This window comes from Martinezella miluonensis, assembly GCF_900094545.1.
In the GTDB taxonomy this organism is placed as follows: domain Bacteria; phylum Pseudomonadota; class Alphaproteobacteria; order Rhizobiales; family Rhizobiaceae; genus Rhizobium; species Rhizobium miluonense.
Genome location: NZ_FMAH01000034.1, coordinates 69,270 through 75,462 on the forward strand (window position 1 = coordinate 69,270; position 6,193 = coordinate 75,462).

The window sequence follows — 6,193 nt, forward strand, 5'->3', positions numbered from 1 at the left end:
CGAGGTGGCTCCTTGGTCAACTTGCCAGGGCAAAATGGAAGATGCCGTAAAGGGCGATGAGAACGGCGGCGGCTGCCATGACGATCTGGCCGAGGCGCTTCTCGATGAAATGGCGGATGGATTCGCCATAGCGGCGCAGCAGGAACGCGAGGAAGAAGAAGCGCGCGCCGCGGGCGATGATGGCCGAGACGATGAACAGGCCGAGATCGATATGGGCGACGCCGGACAGGATCGTCACCACCTTGATCGGCGGCAGATGCGCCAGGCCCGATGTGACGAGCAGCAGCAGAACCCATCCATAGGTGACGCCGGCGCTCATCTGGTTGAAGGCGTCGAGCTTTCCGTAGAATTCGAGGATCGGCTTGGCGATGGTCTCGAAGGCGTAATAGCCGAGCGCCCAGCCGGCAATGCCGCCGAGCACGGAGGCAACCGTCGCCGTCAATGCATAGCGCCAGGCGCGCTCAGGCTTGGCGAGCGACATCGGCAGGAACAGAACATCTGCGGGAACGAGAAAGATCGAACTCTCGACGAAGGCGATAACGGCCAACCAGATTTCCGCCGATTTGCGGCCGGCGAGCGACATGGTCCAATCGTAAAGTTTACGAAGCATGAGGGCCCCTTTTTGCTGCGTTGCAAACCTTTAGGGGGCAGGATTATGGCTGTAAATGGTCGGGGGCTGACGGAAGCCGCACAAAATCAAAATTTTTCGTGATGGTGTGGGGTTTGAGGCCGGGGAGGGTGCTCGTCAAAGAGGTTATTGTGCTGAGGGATAAGCTTAGAAATCCACGGAAGCGCTCAAATTGTGGCTTCTCATTGAGATCAGCGGTCCCTTAAGAAGGCATTCTTGGCGACCTGCATCTCTCGGGCGACACGCCCGGCCCAACCCTCCGGCAATTCGAGCACAAGTTCGAAGTGATGCGCACCGCTGGGTGCGTCTTGACTGAAGATCGACCGGATGAATGCCGCCAGTTCCGGCATGCGTTTGAGGGGGAATAGCGCGCCCTCGACCAAGGCGCGAGCCAAGCCCTCAAAGCCCTCAGGCAGATACGTAAACCTAATTTCTTCTGCAATGGTCACAAGGTAATCAGCTGCTTGTGCGAAGAGCTGGCAGACGTGATTAATGTTTGCCGCCTCACCCGGCAATCCCGGAGGCCCCCACGATACCTTGATTTCTTCGATAAGCGCCAAGAACGTGTTGGGAGCTTCCGAAAGCTCAATAACTTTACGGTGTAACCAAGTGAATATCTCGTCTCTTGGAAGGGGTGCGCTTGGTTTGACTATCAAGCCTTGCGACAAATCCCGTGCTTTCCGCAGTACTGGTGCGAGATGGAAATCAAGAAGTTCAGCCGTCAACATGTATTCCCAGTGATCCGGCTTCTCGCGAATTAGCTGCTCCGCATATAATGGCAAATCGCCTAAGGACTTCAACTCTCTATCGGCGGCAAATTTTCGGATCACATCACCCGGTTTGCCAATCTGATCCACAAGCTTCTTCTCGTGAGCCTCTTTCCAGAGAATCAGAAGTTCGCTGGGAAATCTGAGAGGATCTTTATCGATCAGCCCGTGGCAATCACGACAGAGCCAAATTGCGTTCGTAATTGCCGCCCTTTCTTCGTCAGACATTTCAGCGCGATAACGGGCAGTGTCCATACGAGCACCATAGATGTGAGCTGCTTCCCCAATGTCTGTCGCTTTGTGGTCACTGACGTTGGGACCCGTTGTCAGCTTGTCACAATCTGGATTACTGCAACGAAGTGCTGAGCGTCTGGCAAGAGTATCTATGGTGCGCGCTGAGAAATCCGGGGGTATTAGTAGAACTCTGGTGTGTATGAATTTGAGCTATCGGGCCGTGAAACGCTTTGAAGACCGAGTGTGATCTCCTGAGAACAGCCGCCGCATTTGAATACCCGTTGAAGGGTCGCGGTCTCATAAAGAAACTGCAAAAGCGACTTTCGTTGATTCTCGAAGCAATGAGGGCAGATTGTGTGAGCTGGCTCACTAACAGCATATTCAGGCTTGAGCTCGTAAGCGAATGTTTGGCCTCCGAAATCCTTGAGCCGATAGCGAGCGGCCACACCTTCCCAGCGATCGACTTGCATTAGCTGGGCATGAAGATCGAAGTTCTCCAGCATCATCTTCATAACCTCAACTTGCGCAGCTACGGCTTTCCCGTGGGCTGCAAGTACGAGGCTCGACATTTCGCCAAGCTTCTTTTTCAGGGCGCTGACATCCTCTAACTCTGCTGTGGAAGATATCATCTGCGAGATGGATTGCAGCGTATCAACCGTATTGCCGATCACCTCGATGCCCAATTTCATTCTATCGCTCCCGATTTGTATAGTATGCGTGTGGCCGCAGCGGAGAACCAGTGAGGCGAGCTATCCCCTTTTTGCAATCAAACACCATTATGTGGCAATGCTGCCAGATCGTCACTCTCAATGGGTGTAACTTCTTGCGATATGCACAGGACCACAGATCTCAGCAGGCTAAACGGCCACGTCTTCCATACCCTGCGCTGTAACAGATGAGAGGTCAAGCTGTTGAAACTACAGCAAATAATTGATTCTTTTAAAGATTTTGGTGCCCCATGCCGGAGTCGAACCAGCACTTCTTTCGAAACTCGATTTTGAGTCGAGCGCGTCTACCAATTCCGCCAATGGGGCAACGGATCATGACGAGGCGGCTGTCTAGCATGTGATCGGCTCGGCGCGCAAGCCGGGTGCGGCAGATATTGCGAGTGTTTTCGCAGGGTTGCGGTCTGGCCCATGGCGTGGGTGCACGCCATGGGTTTTTTGCCGTTTGGAGCTCAATGAGCCATGGCCGGGCCCTTGGTGGTGGAGCCGGACTTTTGCAGCGTGATTGCCAGGATGGCGGCAAGCAGGCAGAAGGCGCCGGCGACGAAGAAGGCGGGCAGATAGGTGTTGAGTTCCGTGCGGGTGAGGCCGGCGCCATAGGCGGCGGTGGCGGCGCCGAGCTGATGGCCGGCAAAGACCCAGCCGAAGACGAGGCCGGCCCTTTCGCGGCCAAAACGGTCGGCGGCGATCTTGACGGTCGGCGGCACGGTGGCGATCCAGTCGAGGCCATAGAAGACGGCGAAGATCGACAGGCCGTAGAAGGTGAAGTTGCTGAAGGGCAGGTAGACCAGCGACAGGCCGCGCAGGCCGTAATACCAGAAAAGCAGCCAGCGATTGTCGAAGCGGTCGGAGAGCCAGCCGGAGCCGATCGTGCCGAAGAAATCGAAGATGCCCATGACGGCAAGCACGCTGGCGGCCGCCACCGGTACGATGCCGAAATCGCCGCAGAGGGTGACGAAGTGCGTCTGGATCAGGCCGTTGGTCGACAGGCCGCAGATGAAGAAGGTGGCAAACAGGATCCAGAAGGTAGAGGTGGTGGAGGCCTCCCGCAGAATTGCGATCGGCGAGGCGAGCGCGGCTTTCAGGTTTCTGGTGGCCGGCGGCGGAGGCGCGATGTGGACTTCGCCGACCAGCGGCAGATTGACGTCCGAGGGGCGGTCACGCATCAAGAGCAGCACGACGAAGGCGGCAACGACGATCATGCCGCAGACGAAGATCACGGTTGCGCGCCAGCCGTAGCGCGTCGTCAGCTCCGCCATCAGCGGCAGGAAAACGAGCTGTCCCGTGGCCGAGCTTGCCGAGAGCATGCCGATGACGAGGCCGCGATGCTTGGTGAACCAGCGCGTCGAGACGGTCGCCGCCAGCACCATGGCGGTGAGGCCAGTGCCGAAGCCGATGATGATGCCCCAGCATAGCAGTAGCTGCCAGACTTGGGTCATGAAGAGCGAGCCGATGAAGCCGACGCAGATGGTGCCAAGCGCGAAGACGATGACCTTGCGCACGCCGAAATGGTTCATAAAGGCAGCGGCAAACGGACCCATCAGGCCGAACAGCAACAATCGGACGGCAAGCGCCGAGGAAATGGAGGAGGTGCTCCAGCCGAATTCGTCTTCCAGCGGCTTGATGAGCACGCCCGGCGCGCCCATGGCGCCGGCCGTGACGAGCATGGTGAGGAAGGTGGCGGCGACGACGACCCATCCATAGTGGATGTTGCGCCGGGCGAGCGTCGAAGCAATGGCAGTGGAAACCATGGGGTGCGTTCCGATAAAGTTGCGTGGCTTGACGTCTGGAACGAGAGAGCTGCGAGAGCGTTCGATCGCGGACGGCCAGGGGGTACCGTATCCGCTTCTAGCGTCTTGCCGTTCTCCCGGCTTGAACGTTTGTGCAAAGGCATTTACATGATTGTTATCATATTTGTTTTGTATTGATGATGGTCATCATGTAAATTGTCAATACAGATTTATTGATGCTCTGATGGAGTTTTTTGATGAGAGTGAGCCGGGAAAAATTCGCTGAGAACCGCGAGAAGATCCTTGCCGTGGCAGGGGAGCTCTTTCGCGAGAAGGGTTTCGACGGCATCGGCGTTGCCGACATCATGAAGGCTGCCGGACTGACGCATGGCGGTTTCTACGGCCATTTCGATTCGAAGGACGAGCTAGCCTGCGAGGCGAGCAAGGCGCTGGTGGCCCGCTCGCTGGAGCGCTGGAAACAGGTGGCGGCAAGCTCGCCCGATCAGCCGCTGGAAGCGCTGCTGGCTCACTATCTCTCGCATCGCAATGTGGTCGAGCATGCGACCGGCTGCGTTTTCGCGGCGCTGACGCAGGAGGTCAGCCGCCACGGCCCTGAGATGCAGTCCACCTTTACAGGCGGCCTCGTAGGATTGGTGGAGGTTCTCGAGGAGATCGTTCCAGGCGAGACGCCGGAGGATCGCCGCCGCAAGGCTTTTGCCAGCCTCTCGGCCATGGTCGGCGCGGTCATCCTGGCGCGGGCGATGGACAGTCCCGAATTGTCGCAGGAATTCCTGTCGGCGACCCGGCAGGAGCTGACGCCCCAGCCGGATAAGGATGAGGCCTGAGCCCAAGGCGGCCAAAGCGGCCAGGTGCTTTTCCCGCCCGCTTGATGCTGACGAATTCAATCGCGGAAGGCGAGCAGCCCGTTCGCCTCGACAATTTCCCTGAACTTGCCGTCAGGTGCGGCTTCCAGAAGCTTGGCGCGCAAGGCAGCTTCGAAATCAGTCGCCTTTTCCCCGAGCGCCTGCGGTGAGGTTGACGACATCGAGAAGACGCGGCCGACGATGTCCTCGATATCTCTTGTATATTCCGAGACAATGCCGATGCGCTCGAGATTGCGGAAGGGCGAAGCCAGCAGCATGGCCTCATGCGGCGCCCATGCCTTGCTCTTGCGCAGCAGCCGATCCGCATGGCGTTCGGGCGAATAGATTTCCGCCAGCGGTTCGAGGATCCCGCGCCAATCCGGCTCCGCCAGGATGCTCTTGTCGTGGAAAAGAACCACGGCGCCGCCCGGCTCGATCAGCCTGTCCAAGGCCTCAAGCGTCGCCGGCCTGTCCATCCAGTGGAAGGAGCGGCCCATGATGCAAAGGTGCAGGTTGCCGATATCGGGGCCGAGATCGTAGGAGGAGCCCTGCCGGATGGTGACGTCGGCGCCGGTCGCTTTCGCGCCGGCCTCGACTTCGGAGAGCATTTCTGGCTCCGGATCCATGGCCGTGACGGCTGCGCGTTGCAGTCGCGCGAAAGCAATCCCGAGCTGCCCAGGACCGCAGCCGAGATCCAGAACATGATCGCCGGGCTTCAGGCCGCTGCGTTCGGCGACGCGGGTAATCAGCTTGTCCGGATAGGGGATGCGATAACGCAGGTAATAAGCCGCGGTCGACTGAAAGCGCCGCGCTTCGAAGGGAACTGTGATCATGGATTATCATCCTCGGGGGTAAGGAACCTTGACCTGTTAAGCCTCAACTATGACCCGCTGTGGAGTGAACCCCTGGGGCTGGACCACGGGAAACGGAAAAACTGATACGCTCTGTGGGCCTCAATCGGAGAAGGCTCATGAAATCCCGAGGTCCATATCGGCGGCACTCGACGCCGTTCAAATTGCAGCTTTGTCAGGATATTCGAAGCGGTGTCATCGGACGGCGAGATGCGCAACGTACTTACGGCGTCTCGGCCAACCTCATTCAGTTGTGGCTGACCCAGTTCGATCGCGGCGAACTCAGCGATGAGGAAGCCGAAGCGAGCGTCATCGCCGAGTATGAGGCGCAGATCGCAGCACTTGAACGCAAGGTTGGCCAACTCACGATGGAACTGGACCTGGTGAAAAAAACA

7 protein-coding genes and 1 tRNA gene are annotated in these 6,193 nt (G+C 58.2%); 2 read left to right on the forward strand and 6 right to left on the reverse strand.

Going from position 1 to position 6,193, the window contains the following annotated elements; genetic code table 11:
* Positions 1 to 16: 16 nt before the first annotated feature.
* From GA0061102_RS23515 to GA0061102_RS23535, 5 genes are all read right to left on the reverse strand, one after another.
* A complete protein-coding gene (locus tag GA0061102_RS23515) occupies positions 17 to 610 on the reverse strand; it encodes a YqaA family protein (RefSeq protein WP_092853757.1) in 594 nt (197 codons plus the stop codon).
* Between the two features lie 209 nt (positions 611 to 819).
* On the reverse strand, positions 820 to 1,650 hold the full coding sequence (locus GA0061102_RS23520; RefSeq protein ID WP_092853759.1) for a hypothetical protein: 831 nt from the start codon (positions 1,648 to 1,650) through the stop codon (positions 820 to 822).
* A gap of 158 nt (positions 1,651 to 1,808) precedes the next feature.
* Positions 1,809 to 2,318, reverse strand: coding sequence for a hypothetical protein (locus GA0061102_RS23525; protein WP_092853761.1), 510 nt, complete (start codon positions 2,316 to 2,318; stop codon positions 1,809 to 1,811).
* Between the two features lie 260 nt (positions 2,319 to 2,578).
* Positions 2,579 to 2,663: transfer RNA gene (locus tag GA0061102_RS23530), tRNA-Leu, on the reverse strand.
* A gap of 143 nt (positions 2,664 to 2,806) precedes the next feature.
* Positions 2,807 to 4,105, reverse strand: a complete 1,299-nt coding sequence (locus tag GA0061102_RS23535) for an MFS transporter (protein WP_092853763.1) — start codon at positions 4,103 to 4,105, stop codon at positions 2,807 to 2,809.
* A gap of 236 nt (positions 4,106 to 4,341) precedes the next feature.
* Here GA0061102_RS23535 and GA0061102_RS23540 point away from each other — a divergent pair, with 236 nt between their 5' ends.
* Positions 4,342 to 4,929: a TetR/AcrR family transcriptional regulator gene (locus GA0061102_RS23540; protein ID WP_092853765.1), complete on the forward strand. Its 588-nt coding sequence runs from the start codon at positions 4,342 to 4,344 to the stop codon at positions 4,927 to 4,929.
* A gap of 56 nt (positions 4,930 to 4,985) precedes the next feature.
* Here GA0061102_RS23540 and GA0061102_RS23545 read toward each other — a convergent pair whose 3' ends face one another.
* Positions 4,986 to 5,780: a class I SAM-dependent methyltransferase gene (locus GA0061102_RS23545; RefSeq protein ID WP_092853767.1), complete on the reverse strand. Its 795-nt coding sequence runs from the start codon at positions 5,778 to 5,780 to the stop codon at positions 4,986 to 4,988.
* A gap of 137 nt (positions 5,781 to 5,917) precedes the next feature.
* Here GA0061102_RS23545 and GA0061102_RS23550 point away from each other — a divergent pair.
* Positions 5,918 to 6,193 (forward strand): transposase (locus GA0061102_RS23550; RefSeq protein WP_092853769.1); only part of this gene is annotated, 276 nt, incomplete at its 3' end.